An 18,471-nucleotide genomic window follows, 5' to 3' on the forward strand; every position below is an offset into this window, starting at 1 on the left:
GAAGCCAGCGCCCCCTTGCGACGCGTCCCCCAGGAACGGTGTGTGCCACCGGCGGAACCGGCGACTGAAAATCGCTTTACGTCTTTTCCGCCCTCCCGGACCGGCGCTCGAGAAGATAGTTCAGCGGTCCGCTGGCCACGGAAAAGAGCTCAGCCCGCAGGGCCTTGGCAATGCGCGGATCCCGGGGAACCGTATTCTCCGGGGCGTCGCTGTGCCCCACGGAGTGGCCGCGGGCGTTTCTTAAGAAGTGCAGCGCGCCCTGGGGGCCGCGGGCGATTGCCAGGCGTGCCGTGCGCGGGTTCAGGAGAATTTTCGTCAGCCACGACCCGAGTCCTTTGCCGTACCCGCTGACCTGCACGATCAGGTCGTCCAGTTCGGCCCTGTGGCGGTGCCACACGATAGCGGAAGGCTGAACCACCAGCGCATGCCCCTCCATCAGGACCCGGGTGAACATATCGATGTCCTCGCCGCCGCACGTCCGCGTCCCGACCCCCAGTGCAGGGTCGAACGACCCCAGCGCCAAGGCCGTCCGGCGGTCGAGCGCGAAGTTCGCACCTGTCCCGAAGGCCCCGACACAGAAAGGGAACGTCGGAAGGTCCTCCGGAGGATGCGCCATGGTGAACACCTTCGGGGCTACGATCTTGGACCAGCTCACACGCTCGTCAAAGTATCCCTGGGCGGCGGAACGCAGCTCTCCGGCCGGCACCAGACCGGTCACGCAGGCAACGTTGGGGGCCTGTTCGAATCCGGCGGCGATCCCCCGCAACCAGAACTCGTCGACGACGACGTCATCGTCCGTGAACGCGACGATGTCGCCCTGCGCGTGGCGCAAGCCGGCGTTCCGGGCGTTCGACAGGCCGGGCCGGGGCTCGGAGATCAGGCTCAGCCGGGGGTCGTTGAACTCGTCACGGACCATGTCCCGGGTCTCGGCGGTGCTGGCGCCGTTGTCCACAACGATGACGTCGAAATTCGGGTAATCGAGGCGCAGAATGGCGGCCAGGGACCCGCGCAGCAGGGCCGGGCGGTCGCGGGTGCACACGATCACGGTGATGGACGGCGTCGACGACGTCTGGGAGGCAACCGCCGGCGGCAGGGCCTCCACCGCCGCTTCGAGGACGCTGCGGTCCAGGACTCCGTGCGGGGCATCCACGTCGATAAAACCGCGTACGGACGGTCCGCTGCGCACCAGCAGGCGGGCACGGTGATAGCCGACGGAGTCTTGGAGCCTCAAGTGGGTGTAACCCGCAAGGGACTCGAGGTCGACGGCACCGACCCACAGGGCGCCGGGCCAATCGGGGACGGCCTCGGTTCCCATGGACGGTGCAATATCCAGTCCTGCGCCTTCGGTTGCCACTGAAATCTCGCTTCCGGCTTCAATCACGTGGCTTCCCTCCAGGGAGGGCGGCGATGAGGGACGGGGGTTGAGCCGGTCAGGAGCGATCCGGACCCCTGCGCCAGCCGGCGGCCGCGGAAGTAGCCCGCGGCGGTGACGGCCAGGACAGCCACGTAGGCGCCGGCCCGTTCCAGCCCCTGCGGGTCTGCGCCGCGGCTCCAGCTGGCTATTGCGGAGAAGAAGGCCCGCGGGAGGACGCTGCGCACGTAGCGCCGCTCTGGTCCCAAGGCGCGTTTGTGGCCCACCACGTGGCTGACCTGGGCCTTGGAGATTCCCTCCGACCAGGAGCGCTCGAGCATATAGCGGAACGTCCCCCGCTGAACGGGAACATGGTGGCGCACCAGGGCAGCCGGTTCGTAAACGATGCGCGAGCCCGGGGAACCGATGGCCGCCCGGATGCAGATCTCGGTTTCCTCGCACCCGAGCGGTTTCGTCCCTTGCCGGCCGAGGGAAAGATTGAAGCCGCCCACCTGCTGGAGCACCTGGAGCCGGAACGACATGTTGGCGCCGACGACGTTGCGCACTTCCGACGCGACTTTTGGCAGGCCCCGGTGGCTGCAGCCGACAATCCAGTCCAGTTCCGGGCCGAAGTGGCCGGGCCTGCCGCCCTCCCATATGGGCTCAACCCGGCCGCCGACACCCAGGACGTCGGAATCGTCGTAGAGGGCCGTCAGCTTCTCGAGCCAGTCCGGGGCAGCCACGGCGTCGTCGTCCAGGAACGCCACGATCTCCGAGGTGGCCAGGCCCACGCCGGTATTGCGGGCACCGGACAGTCCCGGAAGGCCAGTGCTTTCGACCAGGGTGACGTCCTGGACGGCAGCCACCAGCCGTTTGTACAGATCCTCGTTGTGGTCCACCACAACGATCACCTGCCGCGGCTGAAGCGTCTGGGCATGGACGGAGTCGATGACGTCCATCAGAAGGTCCCACCGTTGCTCCGTGTAGGAACAAATGACGACGGAAGCAGACGGCCGGAAATTGAAGTCGAGCACCTTAGGCTCCTTCCGCCAAGGTCAGCACGCTGTACGGATCGGTGGGTGTACGGGCAACGCGCACGTTGGGATACGTGTACTTCACCCGCCGGAGGGCCTCGGGCCTGGCGCCCGCGGTGGGGGCTTCCCAGGTGGTGCATTCCCGTGCCAAGGTGCGGAGCACCCGCCAGCCGTCTCGGAACGTCTGGAGGTTTGAGGCTCCGGAGATGCGGTCGAGCTCGAAGCTCGGCACTTCCGCGATGCGGAGGCCGGCGCGGGCAGCGCGGACGATCAGCTCGGTTTCGATCTCGAAGCCGTCGGATTCCAGTTCGAGGACCTCGAGGCATTCCCGGCGAAGCGCAATGTATCCGTAGCAAAGGTCAGAGTAGTTGCTCCTCAGCACGGTGTTGGCCAGCCCGGTCAGGACCCGGTTGCCGGTGTTCCGCAGCCAGGTGAGGTCCTCTGACCCGCCCCCGGTGACGTAGCGCGATCCCTTGACGAAGTCGTAGTCGTGCTGGAGCGGGGAAACGAACCAGCCGATTTCCTGCGGATCCATGCTCCCGTCAGCATCCAGCATGACGATGATGTCCCCCGATGCGGCGGCGAAGCCGGCACGGACGGCGATTCCCTTGCCTTTCCGCGGCTCGGCCACCACCACGACGTCGACCCTCAGTGCCCGGGCGACGTCGATGGTGTGGTCGTGGGAACGTCCGTCGACGATGACCACCTCATCAACGTACGAAGGCATCCGCCGCAAAACCCAGGGCAGATTCATTTCCTCGTTCAGCGTGGGAATTACTACGCTGACGGAGGCCCGCGGAGAGGGCTCACTAATCCCGGGAAGCGAATTTGGGCCTAAATTAGGAATAGACAAATGGCTCACCACTTCATGACAAATTAGGACGCCGACATTTTTACCATCAGCGAATGAGAACCAAAGGACGAGGCGGAACGCCGTCGTCGGAATAATGTGAAACCCCACACCCCAGCTGCCATTCGATGGTGGCTTTGGGTAGAGCCTAAAGTTCACCCAATGTTGTGTCACGAGTGGCTATTACTTGGTTGCGGGTTCACTTCAGCACGTCGCCCTGACGGCCCTACTTGGGTCTTCGCGGCGGCCTACTCGGTCAGCCTCAGCCAGCGGGGAACGGTGTACTCGGTCGGCGGCACAATGCCTGAGATCCCGTGATTTTCCGGGCTTTCATTCCGACACCTGAAGCGTACGCGCCCGACGCCGCGCGATCCAGACCTTCCTGCCGGCCCCGCCCTTCCGGTCCGGCATCGGCGGCCCGGGCTCCGTAAACGGAATTCCGGGCGCCTCCGGCGCTGCACCCCTGGATCCGTCGGGGAATCTTTCGAACTGTACTTCGTGGACCAAAATTCCCGGAAAGAATATTTGCAAATAGGGGGCATCGCACTTCCCGGCTAAAGGGTTAGTGGCTAACATGTGTCTCGTCAGGTGAGATCTGCAAACTCTGCTTGAACAAACTCCGCCGGGAAACGGCAATCAACGGCAAAAGAAACGGCGTCCAAGATGAAACGTACCGTCCGCTGGCTCAGCCAGGCCCTGGTAATGGCAGTAGTTGTGACGGGTAGCATCCTCGGCATCACCAGCCCCGCAACGGCTGCTGCGGACTACGGGTATGCCGGCAACAGCTTTACCGGGGTAAGCAACCCGCCGACGTCGGACAAACCGCAGAGCAAGCTCTGGTGGCACGACGGTTCCTGGTGGGCGGACATGTGGACCACCGGCACCGGCTGGCAGATCTACCGGCTGGATGTTCCCACGAAGACGTGGGTCAGCACCGGCCTCACGAACGACACCCGGGCCAGCACGCTCGCGGACACGCTGTGGGACGGCACGCATCTTTACATCGCGTCCCACGTTGTGACCGTGTCCGGTGACACGTCACCGCGGGCCTCCGTCGCCGGGCAGCCGGCCCGGCTCTACCGCTACAGCTACTCCGGCGGAACGTTCCGGCTGGACAGCGGCTTTCCGACGACCATCATGAACAACAGCAGCGAGTCGATGACCATCGATCAGGACAGCACCGGCGCCATCTGGGCCACCTGGACACAGGTCGCCGGCAACGCCACCAGCGGATTCACCAACACCGTCTACGTCAACCGCTCCGCGGCCGGCGGAACCAGCTGGGACACGCCGTTTGTGCTTCCCGTGACCAACCCGAACCCGGCCCCTGACGACATCTCGGCGGTGGTGGCCTACGGCGGCAACAAGATCGGGGTGATGTGGAGCGACCAGCGGCTGGGCGCCATCCGCTGGGCCACCCGCACGGACGGGACCAGTTCTACCGCCACGTCGTCGTGGCGGGTCCAGGACGCGGTCCGGGGCAACGGTCTCGCCGATGACCACCTGAACGTCAAGACGCTCCAGTCCGACACCGCCGGCCGCGTGTTCGCCGCGATTAAGACAGGACTCAACGACACCGCCGGCAATCAAAGCCTGGCGCAGCTCCAGCTCCTGGTCTTCCGGCCCGGCACGGGCGCGTTCACCACGTCCACGATCGCCACGGTTGCCGACTGCGTCTCACGCCCGCAGATCGTCCTGGACACCCAGAACAACACGGTGCACGCCTTCCACACAGCACCCGGGACGGATGTCAGCGGCTGCGCGTTCTCCGGCACGCCGGGCGCGATCTACGAAAAGACCGCGTCCATGGACAACCCTGCCTTCCCCTCCGGACGCGGGACCCCGATCATCCAGGACGGCGCATCCGCCAACATGAACGACGTGACCACCAGCAAGCAGAGCGTGAACAACACCACCGGCCTGGTGGTGCTGGCCAGCAACAACGTCACCAAACGGTACTGGTTCTCCTACCGCACCCTGGGCGGCACCACGCCGCCGCCGACTCCGGCGGCGCCGGTGGCGTCGTTCACCGCGTCCCCGCTCTCGGGCACGGCCCCGTTGACCACAGCCTTCACTGACACATCCACCGGCACCCCCACCTCCTGGGCCTGGAGCTTCGGCGACGGCGGAACCTCCACCGCCCAGAACCCCTCACACACCTACACCACCGCCGGAACCTACACCGCCACCCTCACCGCCACCAACGCCGGCGGCTCCACCTCAGCAAACCGCACCATCACGGTCACCACGGGCACCACCCCGCCGCCCACCACCGCGGCCATCACCACCGTCGCCTCCACCACCACCAACAACACCGCGACCACCACCTCCGTGACCCTGAACAAACCCGCCGGCACCGCAGCCGGCGACGTCCTGGTGGCCTCCTTCACGGCCGACAAAAACCCCACGGCCACCGCCCCCGCGGGCTGGACCGCCATCGTGAACAACCTGTCCATCAGCAGCGGCGCACGCGCCTTCGCCTACTACCGCGTGGTCGGCGCCTCCGACCCCGCCAGCTACACCTGGACCCTGAGCACCGCCGTCAAGTGGGGCGGCGGAATCACCGCCTACCGCGGCGTCAACAACACCACCCCGCTCGACAGCACCGTCGCCACCGCCACCAACACCACCTACACGGCCAGCAGCATCGCAGCCCCCAGCATCACCACCGCCAGCAACAACGCACTCCTCATCGGCGGCGTCGGCTTCGACAGCTCAACACCAGGAGCCACCGCCCCCACCGGCTGGACCGAACGCTGGGAAGCCACCGACGGACAAATCGCCCAACAAGCCGACCGCACCCAAGCCACCGCAGGCGCCACCGGCACCGCCACCTGGACCTTCAACACCGCCAAAGCCGTCGCCGTCTGGCGCACAGCCCTCAAACCGGGCGCCGGCACCGGTGGCACCACGCCGCCGCCGACTCCGGCGGCGCCGGTGGCGTCGTTCACCGCGTCCCCGCTCTCGGGCACGGCCCCGTTGACCACAGCCTTCACTGACACATCCACCGGCACCCCCACCTCCTGGGCCTGGAGCTTCGGCGACGGCGGAACCTCCACCGCCCAGAACCCCTCACACACCTACACCACCGCCGGAACCTACACCGCCACCCTCACCGCCACCAACGCCGGCGGCTCCACCTCAGCAAACCGCACCATCACGGTCACCACGGGCACCACCCCGCCGCCCACCACCGCGGCCATCACCACCGTCGCCTCCACCACCACCAACAACACCGCGACCACCACCTCCGTGACCCTGAACAAACCCGCCGGCACCGCAGCCGGCGACGTCCTGGTGGCCTCCTTCACGGCCGACAAAAACCCCACGGCCACCGCCCCCGCGGGCTGGACCGCCATCGTGAACAACCTGTCCATCAGCAGCGGCGCACGCGCCTTCGCCTACTACCGGGTGGTCGGCGCCTCCGACCCCGCCAGCTACACCTGGACCCTGAGCACCGCCGTCAAGTGGGGCGGCGGAATCACCGCCTACCGCGGCGTTAACAACACCACCCCGCTCGACAGCACCGTCGCCACCGCCACCAACACCACCTACACGGCCAGCAGCATCGCAGCCCCCAGCATCACCACCGCCAGCAACAACGCACTCCTCATCGGCGGCGTCGGCTTCGACAGCTCAACACCAGGAGCCACCGCCCCCACCGGCTGGACCGAACGCTGGGAAGCCACCGACGGACAAATCGCCCAACAAGCCGACCGCACCCAAGCCACCGCAGGCGCCACCGGCACCGCCACCTGGACCTTCAACACCGCCAAAGCCGTAGCCGTCTGGCGCACAGCCCTCAAACCGGCCAGCTGACCGGCAGCCTAAACGCCAACGGAGCGGACGACGGCGGGAACATTCCCGCCGTCGTCCGCTCCTTCTGTCGTCCGTTCCCGCTGTCCCCTTAGGCTAGACGGCCGACCAGCCGCCGTCGGAGGCGAGGACCGCGCCGTTGACGTTGGTGCCGTCGTCGCTGAGCAGGAAGGTGATGGAGGCCGCGAGCTGTGCCGCGGTGGCTGGAGACGGAATGTTCGCGCCCATCAGCGGGCCGAGGCGCTCGGCGGCGAGCTGGGATCCCCACGTGGCTTCGATGTTGGTAATGGTGGCACCGGGGGCGACGGCGTTGAAGCGCAGCCCCCTAGGCCCGTACATCACGGCGGAGTTCCTGGTCAGGCCGACGACGGCGTGCTTGGACGCGGTATACGCGGCGCCGGCGGCCGAACCCCGCAGGCCTGCTTCGGAGGCAACGTTCACCACCGAGCCGGCACCGGCATCCAGCATCAACGGGACCACGGCGCGGGTCAGCCGCATCAGGGCGGTCACGTTGATCCGGAAGACCCGCTCCCAGGTTTCGTCATCGACCTCGTGGACGGGGGCGAAGTGGTCCATGATGCCGGCGACGTTTGCGAGGGCGTCCACCCGGCCGCCGGCGGCAGCAACGACGGCGGCAACGGTCTCTTCGGTGGAGATGTCACCGGCCACGGGGACGAGGTCCAGTCCCTGGTTCGCGGATACCAGAGCGTCCAGCCGCTCGGAACTGATATCGGCGGCGATCACCCTGCCACCCTCCCGGGCCACGCGCAGGGCTGTCGCCAGGCCGATGCCCGATCCGGCGCCTGTGACGATGACCGTCTGGCCGGCGAACCGGTTCGAGGTGATGGATTCCTGCCATGCAGCGTCGTTGCCCATGATGTCCTTCCAGACTGTTCGGATCTGCGTCATTTCAGCTTATGACACGCAGTGTCATAATAAAAGGGTGAATACTGGGGTGATGGCTCCGCAAGACTCCAAGCCCGCCGGGAACCGCGCCTCCGGCCGCCCGGCCACCATCGACCCCGACGCCATTGCGGGCATCGCCCTGCGGCTGTTCGCGGAGAACGGCTATGAGCAGACGTCGATGGAGGATATCGCCAGCGCCGCCGGGATCGGGCGCAAGAGCCTGTACCGGTATTTCACCAGCAAGGCCGATCTCATCTGGGGCGGCATGGAACCGGCGGTCCGGGCCTCCGGGCTGGTCCTGGAGGCTGCCCGCGGCCAGTACGCCGCGGATGGTGACATCCTGGCGGGGCTGCGGGCCGCCGCCGTCGCCGGGGTGGCCGGAATTCCCGATCTTGCAGTGTCCCGGGGGCGGCTGCGCCTGATCGCCCACCATCCCGAGCTGGCCAGCCGGAGCTACGCCTCGCTGGCACCGCAGCACGGACGGGCGCGCCGCTTCCTGGTGGACCACGGGGTGCCCGAGGACACCGCCGGCTACTTGTGCGCCGCCTATCTGGCGGCGACTTTTGAGGCCTGGCTGCGGTGGGCCGCGGGCACAGATCCCGACCCGGTGCCGTACCTGCTGGCTGCTGTCGAGGTGCTGCGGGTGCCCGGGACCTGACTCGTTCCGCGGACCGGGCGGAGTGTTTGGCGCCGCGCGGAGCGTTTGGCGCCGCGCGGAGCGTTTGGCGCCGCGCGGAGCGTTTGGCGCCGCGCGGAGCGTTTGGCGCTGCGCGGAGTGTTTGGCGCTGCGCGGAGTGTTTGGCGCTGCGCGAAGGTCTCCACGCTGCGGTATTCGGGTAGCGCCAGCGTTTCTGGGCAGCGTCAGCCATTTTGCGCAGCGCCAGCGGTTTTGGGACGCGCCGAGCTATGGCGACGACCCGATGAGGTGCGGTATTTTTCCGCGGGGTGGCATCCTGAGAACATCATGACTGCACACGACGAGACACATGACGCCCCGCACCCCGGCGGGCTTCCGCCGGCCGAGCACGGATCCGCGCCGGAGGCCGTCGGGGCCAAGCCGGCAGCAGCAGAACCGCGCGGGGAAGAACCGGCAGCGGACCGCCGCCACCGGGGATTCTCGGCCTGGGTTCTGGGCGGCGGGACCGAACCGGATGCCCGGTTTACACTGGCCAACGAGCGCACGTTTTTGGCCTGGATCCGGACCTCGCTGGCCCTGGTGGCCGGCGGCATCGCCGTCGAGGCCTTCACGTCAGAGCTGTTTACGCCGGAGGTGCGCAAGACCGTCGCCGTGTTGCTGCTCCTGCTGGGGATGGTGACAGGCGGCGGCTCCTTCTTCCGTTGGGTGAACGTGGAACGTGCCATGCGGAACCAGACGTCGCTTCCGGTGCCGGTGATTGCCCCCATCCTGGCGGCCGGCGGGGCCCTCGTCGCTGCCGTGCTGGTGGTTTTTGTGATCTGGCGGCCGGCCTAGCCGTGGCGAGGAGCAGGCCGCCTGCGGTGCACAACGATCCCGGGCTCCAGCCCGAACGGACGGACCTCGCCTGGCGGCGGACCGCCCTGACGCTGGTCACGGCGGCCTTAATCTTCCTGCGCTGGATGCCCCTTCACGGGTGGTTCACCGGCACCCTGGTGGCAGCTTCGCTGCTGGCTGCCCTCGGCATCGTGCTCACTCAGCGGCGCCGCTACCACCACCAGGCGAGCGGAATCGCCGGAGCGGTGATGAGCGCGAACGTCAGGGGGACGGCGGCCATCGCCGGCAGCGTGGTGGTCCTCGCCGGGCTGGGAATCTATACGGTCCTGTTCCTGCCGCTGCAGCCGTAGCGGCGGCGCCCGCCGCCGGGGGGTGCGAATCAGCTCAGGAACGTTCAATGGATGTCGCTCCCGAACCGTCGGATGCTGTTCTGCGCTCCGCAGGGCTGTACCCGGCCCGGTCCGGGACGGCCGCGGACCAAGTAATCCGGGCAGCCGATCCGAGGGGTGAAATCCAAGAGATAGGTAGCGGTTACTGCTGACCTGGCGCTGCCCCCGCTTATAGCCTGAACTGACGCAAGGTCTCACGCCGCCGGTCGAGTCGTAGATGGAAGGACCATCGTGCAACCAGACACCACGGGGTGGGCGCCGGTTGGCAGGGGGCCACAGCACCGGCAGCCCGCCCCGACACGGGGGGTGCTTTTCACCGCAACAGGCCGCTCCAAGGCCTGGCTCTGCTCCCTCCTCATCCTGGCCGGGCTGTCAGGCAGCGCAGCGCAGACTGTTCTTCCCCTTCCCCTGGCATCTTCCGACCCCGGAACCACCGCGTCGGAATCCGCGGCACCCAAACCAGTGGCCCTGGAAGCGGACGTGCCGGCGGCCGCGCCCGCTTCCGAGAGCGGGGCCGGCGCCCCGGCGGACGTGCCCGCTCCCGATGCTGCCGCCGAACCTTCCGCCGACGTGCCTGCCGCTGAAGCACCTCCCGCTGACGCTGATTTGCTGGACGTCACCCCGGTCCTGGGCACCGAACAGCGGGGGGGCCCGCCAGGCGACGCCGGTTCCTGGCAACTGGTTTTCGACGAGAACTTCGACGTCCTGAATAAGAAAGTCTGGACTCCTTACTGGTTCAACGACTGCAGCCCCAAATCCGTGATGAACAACGTCAAGACCTGTTCGAAGAACATCAGGGTGGCCAACGGCGAGGCGGTCCTCCAGCTCAGCGATGCAGAGTCCGGCGCACTGCTTTCCACCAACCCCAAGGACGGCGTTCGCGGCCACGCCGGCTTCGCGTTCACCAGCGGCTACGCCGAAGCGCGGATCTCTTTCCCGGGAAACTGCAGGACCGGAATCCCCAACTGGCCAGCGTGGTGGACGGTGGGGCAGAAGTTCCCCCACACCGGGGAAATCGACATCGCAGAAGGCCTTGCCGGTGAGGTGTGGAGCGTCTACCACTCGGCGGCGTGGTCCAAGAGCCAGAAGGTCTCCGCCTGCCGGGCCGGGTCGTACCACACGTACGGATTGCACCGGAAAGACGGAGCCAACGACATTTACTATGACGGCCGGCTGGTCCACTCCTATGTCACGAGTGACGGCAACAGCCCCCACTACCTGCTCCTGAACGTGGGCGCCGCGGCCGGATTCCAGGCCTTCGGCGAGGCGAGCAGCGTGAAGGTGGACTACGTGCGGGTGTGGCAGTAGCCGGTCAGGAGACCCGCACAGCGGCAGACGTGCCGGCCACTTCCCGCAGCCGGGCGGCCACGGATTCCGGGGTGGTGTCGCTGATGAAGGCGCCCATGGCGGCTTCCGAGCCGGCCAAGTATTTGAGCTTGTCCGCGGCGCGGCGGGGCGAGGTCAGCTGCAGGTGCAGGTGGCCGTCCCGGCGCAGTGCCGGCTCCAGCGGGGCCTGGTGCCAGGCCGCAATGTACGGGGTGGGCGTCGGGTAAAGGGCGTCAAAGCGCCTCAGCAGCTCCGGGTACAGCTCAGCGAGCTCATCGCGTTCCGCCCCGCCCAGGGCGGCAAGGTCCGGAACCTGGCGGTGCGGGACGAGATGGACTTCCAACGGCCAGCGGGCCGCGAAGGGGACATAGGCGCTGAAGTGTTCCCCTTCCAGCACCATCCGGCTGCCGTCGTGCCGCTCGGCACTCAGCAGGGAGGACGTGAGGGTCGCCCCGCCGTCGGACGTCGCAGCGAATTCTGCGGCGGCGGCCGCCAGGACTGCGCCGCGGGGCGTCACGTACGGGTAGGCGTAGATCTGCCCGTGCGGGTGGTGCAGGGTGACCCCGATCTCGGCGCCCCGGTTCTCAAAGGGAAAGACCTGCTGGATGCCGGGCAGTGCGCTGAGCGCCTCCGTGCGGTGGGCCCAGGCATCCACCACCGTGCGGGCGCGCTGCCAGCCCAGCTCGGCGAAGGACCCGGTGTGCTGCGGGGTGAACGCCACCACCTCGCAGCGGCCGACGGCGGGTGCGTTCGCTCCCCAGCCCGGTGCCGGCGGGAGTTCGCTCACGTCCGGGCCGAGGGAGGGGAACCGGTTTTCGAAAACGGCGACGTCGTAGTCCGGCGCCGGAATCTCGGTCTGGTTGGCCGGCGTCGTCGGGCAGATGGGACACCGGTCCGCCGGCGGCAGGTGCGTGCGGGACTGCCGGTGCGCGGCGATGGCCACCCATTCGCGGCTGAGTGCGTCGAAGCGCAGCTGGCCCGGTTCGGGGCGGGCGGGCAGCTCCCGGTGGTCCACGAGGGAAGCGGCGGGCCGCTCGGCGGAGCCGGCGTCGTCGAAGTAGAGGATCTCGCGGCCGTCGGCAAGCCTGGTCATCGTGGTTCGGGTCATGGTTCCAGTTCTACACGAGCGGATCCGCCCCGATCGTGCAACGCTAGTGGTTATGGATCTGGAGGTGTCACCCGCGCTCACGATTCCGTCGTCGGAACTCGGGTGGCGGTTCTCGCGGTCGTCCGGGCCGGGCGGCCAGCACGTCAACACCTCGGACAGCCGGGTTGAGCTCTCGTGGAGCGTGGCCGACTCGGCGGTGCTGTCGGATGCCCAGCGGCTCCTGCTGGCCACGCGGCTCGAACACCGGCTGGTCGCCGGGGTGATCACCGTGACCGCGTCCGAGCGGCGTTCCCAGCTTCGCAACCGCGAGTTGGCCCTGGCCAAGCTCGCCGGCCTGGTGGCTGAAGGGCTGGCTCCCGGGCCCGCCCGCCGCCGCGCCACCAAACCCACCGCGGGATCCACCCGCCGGCGCCTCGCCGCCAAGGAACGGCGGTCCGCGACCAAGCGGCAGCGGCAGCGTCCGGCTGCCGAATAGCCCCCTGGCCTACCGCTGCGGTCTACCGTTCCGTGGGTTCCCCGGCGGTAACGTCAGTGGGCAGCTCCGGAGACCAGCCCGGATCGTAGTCCGGGTGATCCCGATACGATCCGGCGAGGATGGTCAGCATGGCCCGGCGGGCGATGGCGACAGTCCCTTGGGCTTCGCCCGGATCCTCTATTCCCTCCTCGTCGGCGGCTTCCTGCCAGCTGGCAATGATGGCCCGTTTCTGCGCACACTCCTCCTGCATTCGCTCCCCCAGGGAACCCTTGGCTTCGCCCCCGTCCCCCGGAAGTTCGGAGGTGCCCACAACGAACGACCCATCCAGGATGCCGGCTTCCTCCTCGGCGATGCGCGCTTCCAGAAACTCGACGATGTTCATGGCGACCATCATTGCATCCCCGTCGGATGCGTCCGGGAGAGCACGCAGCCTACATAAGAATCGTTCGCATATCAAAGCTACTCCACAGCGATGCCTCCTGTTGCTATTGATAATCATTTGCATTTAGGCTGACCAGCGGATCAGAAGCAGCCAGCGAGGCAAAGGGAACAACAGATGAAGTGGCGCAGGACGAAATTGTTGGGTGCGGCGGCCGCCGTCGTCGCACTGGTGGCGGCATGCGCCGGGGAGGCGGCGCCCCGCGGCCAAGCCCCGCAGCGGCCGCTGAAGGTAGTGGGGCAGTTTGAGTTCCACAGCCTGGACCCGTCCACCAGCGGGGGGTTCTTCACCCGGCTCCAGGTCGCGGAGACCCTGGTGGACGCCGACCTCGACGGCGCGCTGCAGCCCGGGCTGGCTACCGGCTGGGAAACCTCCCCCGACGGGCTCACCTGGCGGTTCCCGTTGCGCGCCGGAGCAGTGTTCCACGACGGGACCGCCGTGACGGCCGCCGCCGTCGCCGGTGCGCTGGAGACCGCGCGCACAAAAGCAGGAACGCCGCTGGCCGCTGCCCCCGTCACCGCGATCACCGCCGACGGCGGGGAGGTTCGGGTCGATGTGGCGAGGCCGTTTGCCCCGCTCGCCGCCGTGCTGGCCCACACCAGCACGCAGATCCTCGCCCCCGGCTCCTACGGCCCGGACGGCACCGTCACGAAAGTCGTCGGTTCCGGACCATACCGGGTGGAACGGCTGGAACCGCCGGCCACCATCGAACTGACAGCATTCGAGCAGTGGCAAGGGACGAAGCCAGGCATCACCAGGGTGGACTACCAGGCCGCGGGACGGGCAGAAAGCCGGACGCTGATGGCCGAGAGCGGCCAGGCCGATGTCACCTTCGGCATGGATCCGACCAGCCTGCAGCGCCTGAAGCAGGCAGGCACGCTGGAAATCGCCAGTGTCACCCTGCCGCGCACCATCCTGCTGAAGGTCAATGCCGGCCACGCCGCCCTCGGCGACGTCCGCGTCCGGCGGGCGCTGAGCATGGCCCTGGACCGCGAGTCGATGGCGACGGCGCTGCTCCGGGACCCGGACATGGCCGCCACCCAGCTCTTCCCGCCGTCCCTGCCAGAGTGGCACCGGCATTCCATTGCCCCGCTGGCATATGACCCGTCCAGGGCACGCGAACTGCTGGCGGAGGCGGGCTGGCGTCCCGGCAGTGACGGCATTCTGGTGCGGGACGGCCGGAGATTCTCCGTCACACTGCGCACCTTCCCGGACCGGCCGGAGCTGCCGATCATTGCCACCGCCGTCCAGGCGAAGCTGAAGGACCTGGGGATTGCGCTCGACGTGAAGGTCGGCAACTCCAGCGAGATCCCGGCCGGGCACCAGGACGGCTCCCTCGAGCTGGGGCTGTATGCCCGAAACTATGCGCTCGTCCCCGACGCCCTGGTGACCCTCGCCGACGACTTCGGACCGGACGGCGCCGACTACGGCGCCATGGGCTGGACCAGCCCCGCCCTGACCTCGGCTCTGGACACCATGGCAGGCACCGCCGACGCCGATGTCCTCGACAACGGCCGACAGCAGGTCACCGACATCCTGCAGCGCGAACTGCCCGTCATCCCGGTGGCCTGGTACCGCCAGAGCGCAGTGGTGAGCCCCCGGGTGCAGGGCCTGGTCCTGGACCCGCTCGAACGCTCCTGGCGCCTCACGGACCTGAGCTGGGCAAAGTAAGCGTGGCCGGTCTCCTGATGAACTCTTCCTCAAGTACATCCCGGCTCCCGGCCGGCCCCGCCCTGCGGGTGATCCGGCAGCGCGCCCTCCAGGCGGCGGCGGTGGTCCTGCTCGTCTCGACGGCGTGTTTTGCCGTCATCCAAAGCCTGCCCGGCGATATCGCCTTCCGCATCGCCGCCGGCCGCTACGGCTACGACCAAGTGACCGCGGCCTCGGCAGATACGGTCCGCGCCGAGCTGGGACTCGACCGCCCGGCATGGCAGCAGCTGCTCGACTGGCTCGGCAACCTGGCCACCCTGGATCTGGGCACCTCCCTGGTCACCGGCACCAGCGTTGCCGGCGAACTCGGCCTGTACCTGTCCAGCAGTCTTCAACTCGCCGCCGCAGCACTGGGCATCGGGCTGCTGGCCGGCTGCACGGCCGGAACACTGGCCGCGTCCCGGCCCGGCGGGGCCGCGGACCGGATCACCACCCTGTGGGTCTCCGGCGCGCGGTCCCTGCCGCCCTTCCTGCTGGGGCTGGCCCTGATCTTGGTCTTCTCTGTCCACCTCGGCGTGCTGCCCGCTGCCGGGCACGGTGCCGCCGGCAACATTGTGCTCCCGGCGGCGACGCTCGCCGTCGGGCTTTCCGGACTGTTTGCCCGGGTGACCCGGGACACAGTCGCCCGGATCCGGCAATCGGAGTACGTCCGGTTCGCCGCGACCAAGGGCCTCGGCGGCCGGCTGGTGTTCCTCCGCCATGTGCTCAGGAACGCCGGAGTGACGCTGCTGCCCTACCTCGGCGTGCAGCTGCTGGTCCTCATCGAGGGCGTCGTCGTCGTCGAAAGCCTGTTCGCCTGGCCCGGACTGGGCCACGCCCTGGTGCACGCCATCTTCTGGCGCGACCTGCCCATGATCCAGGCCACCGCCCTTGCCCTGGCCCTCCTGGTTGTGGCGCTGAACGCCCTCGTGGACCTGGGCACCCTCGCGCTGGACCCGCGCCCCCGCCGCCGGGAGGTTGTGCTGTGACGACCCCGGTTCAGCGCACAGCCGCTGCCCTCCTGGCCATGCTGGTGCTGTTCGCCCTCGTCGGCCCGCTGGCATGGCCGGAGCACGCGGCCCAGGACCTCGCGCGCTTCCTGGAACCGCCCAGCCTGGGCGAACCGCTTGGCCGCGACCATCTGGGCCGGAGCGTCATCGCCCGGCTGGCCCACGCCACCCAACTGTCCCTGATGCTGGCGGTGCTCTGCGTCGCCACGGCACTGCTGGCCGGGTCGCTCGCGGGCATCGTCGCGGCCTGGCGCGGCGGCTGGATCGACGCCGTCCTCCATGGCTTGTCCGAGGCCTTCATTGCCCTTCCCGCCCTGCTGGTGGTCCTCATCTTTTCCGCCATCGCCAACGGTGACCTGTGGACCCTATATGTGGGGCTCGCCCTGGCGCAGTGGGTGGAATACTTCCGCATGGTCCGCTCCCGCAGTGGCCTGGTGCTCGCCGGGCCGGCCGTCGAGGCCGCGGGGATGCTGCAGCTAGGCCCGGCCCACATCGTCCGCCGCCACCTCTGGCCCGAACTCCGGCCGCTGCTGGCCACCATGGCAACGTTCGGGGTCGGATCCTCAATCCTTGCCCTGTCCACGCTCGGATTCGTCGGTGTCGGGATCCGCCCGCCCACTCCGGAACTGGGGCTGATGGTCACCGAGGCGTTTCCCTACTATCACGAGGCCCCCTGGATGTCGCTGGCCCCCGTCATTGTTCTGACCACCGTCCTGATAGGGCTGCTGAGCCTGCGAAAGAAGGAGACCGGCCTGTGAACATGCGCCTGTTCGACCTGTCCGTCACCCACGCCGGCAATGTTCTGGTCGACGTCTCCGGGCTGGACTTCGAGCCCGGCGTGCCCGTGACGATCGTCGGCGAAAGCGGTTCCGGCAAGTCCCTGCTGGCGCACGCCATCATGGGAACCCTCCCCGACACCCTCCGGGCGCGGGGAGGCCTGGCCGTGGACGGTCACCGCTACGACCTGGCCGACCGGGCCAACAGGCGCCGGCTCTGGGGACCCGTGATGGCCCTGCTGCCCCAGGAACCCGGACTGGCTCTCGACCCCACCATGCGCGCCCAGGAGCAGGTCGCTGAAGGTGTGGCGTCCTTCGCCTCGGACAAGAACGCGGCCCGGCGTTCGGCCGGAGCGCTGCTGGCCTCCCTCGGGCTCGGGCACGCCGCCGGGGCGTTTCCGCACACTCTCTCCGGCGGCATGGCCCAGCGGGTCGCATTCGCCGCGGCCACCATCGGCGGCGCCCGGGTGCTCATTGCGGACGAACCGTCCAAGGGACTGGACCGGAGGGCCCGCGCCGAACTGGCGGAAATCCTGACCCGGCACGTTGACGGCGGCGGCATCCTGCTGACCATCACCCACGATCTGGACCTGGCCCGCGAGCTCGGCGGCCACGTGCTGGTGATGAAGGACGCGCACGTCCTGGAACAGGGTCCGGCCCTGCACGTGCTCACGGACCCCGCCCACCCCTACACACGGCGGCTGCTGGCGGCCGAACCCGCCCGCTGGAAATACTCGTGGATGCGCGCCGCAGCACCGGCAACAGACACCGGTGCACCGCTCATCTCCGGAAAAGGGCTGACCAAGACCCTCGGCGGGCAGCAGCTTTTCACAGACTTCTCCGTCTCCGTCGGCGCCGGTGAGCGGGTGTCGATCAGCGGCCCCAGCGGCAGCGGTAAAACCACTTTGGGCAATGTTCTGCTCCGGCTGCTGCCGCCGGACAACGGATACGTTGAACACTCCGGGACGCTCCGCGGGGGCCGCCTGCAGAAGCTTTACCAGGATCCGGCTCTGGCCTTCGCGTCGCGTATCCGGCTGGGGGACTCCTTCAGAGACGTTCTCCGCCGCCACCGGCTGGAACCGGACCGGCTCGAGGAGCTCATGGCCTCCCTCCGGCTGGCCCCCGCCCTGCTGCAGCGCATGCCGGGGCAGGTCTCCGGAGGGGAACTGCAGCGGCTCGCCATCATCCGGTCCATGCTGCTGGAGCCCGCCCTGGTCTTCGCCGACGAGCCCACTTCACGGCTGGATCTCATCACGCAGGAGGAAACCATCAGCTGCCTCATGGACCGGGTGGAACGCCTCGGTTCCGCCCTGCTTCTGGTCACGCACGACGAGGCCCTGGCCGACGCCGTCACGCATCGCCGGATACCGCTCGGCCTCGACGTCGGAGCCGGGGCAGCTGCACCATGAAACCCACAGCTACGTTTTTTCCACCCACTGGGCACGCCAGGCGGGCGGCTCGAAGGCCTCGCTCCAGTACGCCGTTTCCTTCGCGATCTTGCCGTCCCGGAACTCGAAGATGAAGACGGTTTCATACGTCGGGCCGTCGTAGTCCAGGGTCGCCTCAAGCACCACCAGGTCCCCTCCGCTGACCAGCCTGCGGGGCGTGATGGTGGGCAGCTGCGGGAACGAGCTGTAGATCGCCCTCCGGTTTTCCGCGCCGCGCACCACTTCCCCGGATTGCGGCCAGTGCATCACCGCATCGTCATGGAACAGTTCGTCCATAAGCTCAACGCGGCGGTCATTGAGGCACCCGATGAGCCGTTTGACCACGTTCTCGTTGGGAGATTCCACAGCGCTCACGTTCCTTTCCGTTGATGTTTCGCATTGTG

At 68.2% G+C, this 18,471-nt stretch carries 17 protein-coding genes; 10 read left to right on the forward strand and 7 right to left on the reverse strand.

Going from position 1 to position 18,471, the window contains the following annotated elements:
• Positions 1 to 76 precede the first annotated feature (76 nt).
• The 3 genes from ACTWQD_RS14490 to ACTWQD_RS14500 are packed head-to-tail and all read right to left on the reverse strand — an operon-like array spanning position 77 to position 3,250.
• On the reverse strand, positions 77 to 1,381 hold the full coding sequence (locus ACTWQD_RS14490) for a glycosyltransferase (protein ID WP_443196823.1): 1,305 nt from the start codon (positions 1,379 to 1,381) through the stop codon (positions 77 to 79).
• Positions 1,378 to 2,385, reverse strand: a complete 1,008-nt coding sequence (locus tag ACTWQD_RS14495; RefSeq protein WP_443196824.1) for a glycosyltransferase family 2 protein — start codon at positions 2,383 to 2,385, stop codon at positions 1,378 to 1,380. The genes ACTWQD_RS14490 and ACTWQD_RS14495 overlap by 4 nt, the downstream gene beginning before the upstream one ends.
• 1 nt (position 2,386) lies before the next feature.
• Positions 2,387 to 3,250, reverse strand: a complete 864-nt coding sequence (locus tag ACTWQD_RS14500; RefSeq protein WP_443196825.1) for a glycosyltransferase family 2 protein — start codon at positions 3,248 to 3,250, stop codon at positions 2,387 to 2,389.
• A 648-nt stretch (positions 3,251 to 3,898) separates the two neighbouring features.
• Here ACTWQD_RS14500 and ACTWQD_RS14505 point away from each other — a divergent pair.
• The gene (locus ACTWQD_RS14505) at positions 3,899 to 7,054 is read left to right on the forward strand and encodes a PKD domain-containing protein (protein WP_443196826.1); all 3,156 of its coding nucleotides are present in this window, start codon (positions 3,899 to 3,901) and stop codon (positions 7,052 to 7,054) included.
• 93 nt (positions 7,055 to 7,147) lie between these two features.
• Here the strand turns inward: ACTWQD_RS14505 and ACTWQD_RS14510 are convergent, their stop codons facing one another.
• On the reverse strand, positions 7,148 to 7,927 hold the full coding sequence (locus ACTWQD_RS14510) for an SDR family NAD(P)-dependent oxidoreductase (protein WP_443196963.1): 780 nt from the start codon (positions 7,925 to 7,927) through the stop codon (positions 7,148 to 7,150).
• Between the two features lie 82 nt (positions 7,928 to 8,009).
• On the opposite strand from ACTWQD_RS14510, the gene ACTWQD_RS14515 reads away from it, so the two are divergent.
• The 4 genes from ACTWQD_RS14515 to ACTWQD_RS14530 all read left to right on the forward strand — a co-directional run bounded on the left by ACTWQD_RS14515 (position 8,010) and on the right by ACTWQD_RS14530 (position 11,125).
• A complete protein-coding gene (locus tag ACTWQD_RS14515) occupies positions 8,010 to 8,615 on the forward strand; it encodes a TetR/AcrR family transcriptional regulator (protein ID WP_443196827.1) in 606 nt (201 codons plus the stop codon).
• A gap of 471 nt (positions 8,616 to 9,086) precedes the next feature.
• On the forward strand, positions 9,087 to 9,428 hold the full coding sequence (locus ACTWQD_RS14520) for a YidH family protein (RefSeq protein WP_443196964.1): 342 nt from the start codon (positions 9,087 to 9,089) through the stop codon (positions 9,426 to 9,428).
• 26 nt (positions 9,429 to 9,454) lie between these two features.
• Entirely contained in the window at positions 9,455 to 9,778 is a 324-nt protein-coding gene (locus ACTWQD_RS14525; RefSeq protein WP_443196828.1) for a DUF202 domain-containing protein, read from the forward strand.
• A gap of 345 nt (positions 9,779 to 10,123) precedes the next feature.
• Positions 10,124 to 11,125 (forward strand): glycoside hydrolase family 16 protein, encoded by a 1,002-nt coding sequence (locus tag ACTWQD_RS14530; protein ID WP_443196829.1) that lies wholly within the window; start codon positions 10,124 to 10,126, stop codon positions 11,123 to 11,125.
• A gap of 4 nt (positions 11,126 to 11,129) precedes the next feature.
• Here ACTWQD_RS14530 and galT read toward each other — a convergent pair whose 3' ends face one another.
• The gene (galT, locus tag ACTWQD_RS14535) at positions 11,130 to 12,251 is read right to left on the reverse strand and encodes a galactose-1-phosphate uridylyltransferase (RefSeq protein WP_443196830.1); all 1,122 of its coding nucleotides are present in this window, start codon (positions 12,249 to 12,251) and stop codon (positions 11,130 to 11,132) included.
• Between the two features lie 52 nt (positions 12,252 to 12,303).
• Between galT and arfB the strand changes: the two genes are divergently transcribed.
• A complete protein-coding gene (gene arfB / locus ACTWQD_RS14540; RefSeq protein WP_443196831.1) occupies positions 12,304 to 12,726 on the forward strand; it encodes an alternative ribosome rescue aminoacyl-tRNA hydrolase ArfB in 423 nt (140 codons plus the stop codon).
• A gap of 22 nt (positions 12,727 to 12,748) precedes the next feature.
• Here the strand turns inward: arfB and ACTWQD_RS14545 are convergent, their stop codons facing one another.
• Positions 12,749 to 13,120: a DUF6221 family protein gene (locus ACTWQD_RS14545; protein WP_443196832.1), complete on the reverse strand. Its 372-nt coding sequence runs from the start codon at positions 13,118 to 13,120 to the stop codon at positions 12,749 to 12,751.
• 162 nt (positions 13,121 to 13,282) lie between these two features.
• On the opposite strand from ACTWQD_RS14545, the gene ACTWQD_RS14550 reads away from it, so the two are divergent.
• The 4 genes from ACTWQD_RS14550 to ACTWQD_RS14565 are packed head-to-tail and all read left to right on the forward strand — an operon-like array spanning position 13,283 to position 18,049.
• Positions 13,283 to 14,836 carry an ABC transporter substrate-binding protein gene (locus ACTWQD_RS14550; RefSeq protein WP_443196833.1) on the forward strand — a complete coding sequence of 518 codons (1,554 nt, stop codon included), beginning with the start codon at positions 13,283 to 13,285 and terminating at the stop codon, positions 14,834 to 14,836.
• 17 nt (positions 14,837 to 14,853) lie between these two features.
• Positions 14,854 to 15,843 (forward strand): ABC transporter permease, encoded by a 990-nt coding sequence (locus ACTWQD_RS14555; protein WP_443196834.1) that lies wholly within the window; start codon positions 14,854 to 14,856, stop codon positions 15,841 to 15,843.
• On the forward strand, positions 15,840 to 16,622 hold the full coding sequence (locus tag ACTWQD_RS14560) for an ABC transporter permease (protein WP_443196835.1): 783 nt from the start codon (positions 15,840 to 15,842) through the stop codon (positions 16,620 to 16,622). The genes ACTWQD_RS14555 and ACTWQD_RS14560 overlap by 4 nt, the downstream gene beginning before the upstream one ends.
• A 2-nt stretch (positions 16,623 to 16,624) precedes the next feature.
• Positions 16,625 to 18,049: an ABC transporter ATP-binding protein gene (locus tag ACTWQD_RS14565; protein ID WP_443196965.1), complete on the forward strand. Its 1,425-nt coding sequence runs from the start codon at positions 16,625 to 16,627 to the stop codon at positions 18,047 to 18,049.
• Between the two features lie 9 nt (positions 18,050 to 18,058).
• On the opposite strand, the gene ACTWQD_RS14570 is transcribed toward ACTWQD_RS14565, so the two are convergent.
• Positions 18,059 to 18,433, reverse strand: a complete 375-nt coding sequence (locus ACTWQD_RS14570; protein WP_443196836.1) for a nuclear transport factor 2 family protein — start codon at positions 18,431 to 18,433, stop codon at positions 18,059 to 18,061.
• Between the last annotated feature and the right edge of the window lie 38 nt (positions 18,434 to 18,471).

It is taken from the genome of Pseudarthrobacter sp. 1C304 (assembly GCF_052245515.1).
Lineage (GTDB): Bacteria > Actinomycetota > Actinomycetes > Actinomycetales > Micrococcaceae > Arthrobacter.

What these genes read in the sequence shown, in the direction of transcription:
- ACTWQD_RS14565 (WP_443196965.1), top strand. Translation starts at nt 16,625, where the DNA reads ATGCGCCTGTTCGACCTGTCCGTCACCCACGCCGGCAATGTTCTGGTC.
- ACTWQD_RS14545 (WP_443196832.1), bottom strand. Translation starts at nt 13,120, where the DNA reads ATGATGGTCGCCATGAACATCGTCGAGTTTCTGGAAGCGCGCATCGCC.
- ACTWQD_RS14505 (WP_443196826.1), top strand. Translation starts at nt 3,899, where the DNA reads ATGAAACGTACCGTCCGCTGGCTCAGCCAGGCCCTGGTAATGGCAGTA.
- ACTWQD_RS14510 (WP_443196963.1), bottom strand. Translation starts at nt 7,927, where the DNA reads ATGGGCAACGACGCTGCATGGCAGGAATCCATCACCTCGAACCGGTTC.
- ACTWQD_RS14555 (WP_443196834.1), top strand. Translation starts at nt 14,854, where the DNA reads ATGAACTCTTCCTCAAGTACATCCCGGCTCCCGGCCGGCCCCGCCCTG.
- ACTWQD_RS14550 (WP_443196833.1), top strand. Translation starts at nt 13,283, where the DNA reads ATGAAGTGGCGCAGGACGAAATTGTTGGGTGCGGCGGCCGCCGTCGTC.
- arfB (WP_443196831.1), top strand. Translation starts at nt 12,304, where the DNA reads ATGGATCTGGAGGTGTCACCCGCGCTCACGATTCCGTCGTCGGAACTC.
- galT (WP_443196830.1), bottom strand. Translation starts at nt 12,251, where the DNA reads ATGACCCGAACCACGATGACCAGGCTTGCCGACGGCCGCGAGATCCTC.
- ACTWQD_RS14515 (WP_443196827.1), top strand. Translation starts at nt 8,010, where the DNA reads ATGGCTCCGCAAGACTCCAAGCCCGCCGGGAACCGCGCCTCCGGCCGC.